This is a genomic window from Actinocorallia lasiicapitis (genome assembly GCF_054778695.1).
The window spans coordinates 1-1342 of the sequence record NZ_BAAGZI010000722.1; the positions used below are offsets into that span (position 1 = coordinate 1).

Annotated in this window: 3 protein-coding genes; all 3 read left to right on the forward strand. The window is 75.3% G+C overall.

The features are described from left to right. Positions 1 to 246, forward strand: a 246-nt coding sequence (locus tag ACYVE7_RS34125; RefSeq protein WP_460370724.1) for a hypothetical protein, incomplete at its 5' end; no start/stop codon positions are given. Further along, positions 236 to 679: a hypothetical protein gene (locus tag ACYVE7_RS34130; protein WP_460370725.1), complete on the forward strand. Its 444-nt coding sequence runs from the start codon at positions 236 to 238 to the stop codon at positions 677 to 679. The genes ACYVE7_RS34125 and ACYVE7_RS34130, both read left to right, overlap by 11 nt. Positions 680 to 687: 8 nt before the next feature. Continuing rightward, positions 688 to 1342, forward strand: a 655-nt coding sequence (locus ACYVE7_RS34135) for a hypothetical protein (protein ID WP_460370726.1), incomplete at its 3' end; no start/stop codon positions are given.

Here is a 1342-nt window from a genome sequence, read left to right on the forward strand (position 1 = left end):
CTGACCAAGGACCCGAAGATCCGGCCGTCGCTGGAGGTGCTGCTCGACGCGCTCACCGGCGAGACCCCAGACGTCGCGGAGCCGCCGCCGTCCTGGGGCGACCCGGCCGCGCCGGACGGGGAGCTCGGGCCGGACGACCGGCCGTGGGAAGAGGACCGATCCCTGCTGCGGCAGCACGCGCTCGCGCTGCTGGAGGCGGGACTGACCGACCGTTTGGTCGCCGAGGCGGTGCGGCGTGGCCGTTGACGAGACAGTGAACGACACGGCGGAGCTCGCCGTCCAGTGGCGGCGCCTGGTCGCCGGCTGGGCGGGTGAGGGCAGGGCCGTCCCGGACGGCGACGGACTGTCCGTCGAGTTCGACCTGCCCGACGGCCGGGTCATGACGGTGCGGTTCATGCGGACGGCACGGCTGCTGGTGGCGTTCATGACCGACGGCACCCCGCTCCGCCGCGACCAGCTCGCCCAGGCCGCGGCCGCCGCCAACGCCTGGAACACCGAGCAGCTCGTGCCGATGCTGTCGGTGTGGGACGTGCACGGCCCGCACCCGGTGCTCGCCGGGGTCAGCTCGCTGCCCGCCGAACTCCGCCTCGACCAGCGGGAGTTCTCCGCGGTCGCCGCCGACTGGGCCGAGCGCGGCGCGGCGATGTTCGTCCGCTGCCGGCAGGTGTTCGACCTGTGAGGAGAGCCATGCGCGTGTTCCCGGGTTCGCTGATCGCCGTGCTGATCGGCCTGCTCCTGGCCGTGCCGTCCGGCCGGGCGGCCGCCGCCGACTGCCCCGCGCAGCGGTTCGGCCCGCTGGTGGAGTGCTTGGCGAGCCCTCAGGGCCGCGACATCGTCCTGAACGGGCCGATCGAACTGGGGGGCCCGCTCACTCAGGACCTGCCGCTGCGGCAGGCGCGCGAGCAGTTCGCGCGGCGGGGGTTCACCGTGACCGTCCCGAAGGGCGTGACGACGGGAAGCGGCGGCGCGGTGCTGCTGGCGCTGGCCCCCAGGGAGGCGCGGATCGTCGCCGGTGACGCGGTGCTGACCCTGCTCTCGTCCGAGCAGGTCAGGGCGTTGCGGGAGTTCGGCGGCTGCGGCCGCGCCGATCCCTTCTGCGACACGCTGGCCGGCGAGGGCACCCTGCCGGGGCAGGCCCTGCTCGACCGGGGGCTGGCCATCGACGCCGCGGGCCGCACCCCCCTCGTCGTCGGTTCGTCGGCGGCCGTCCGGCCCTCCCCGGACGGGTCCGGCGGCGGTCTGCTCAACCCGTACACGATCGTCGCGCTCGGTGTCGCGCTGGCGCTCGCCGGCTACCTCGCCTGGGTGTACCGGGGCCGGTTCGCCGGTGCGGAGAGCTCCG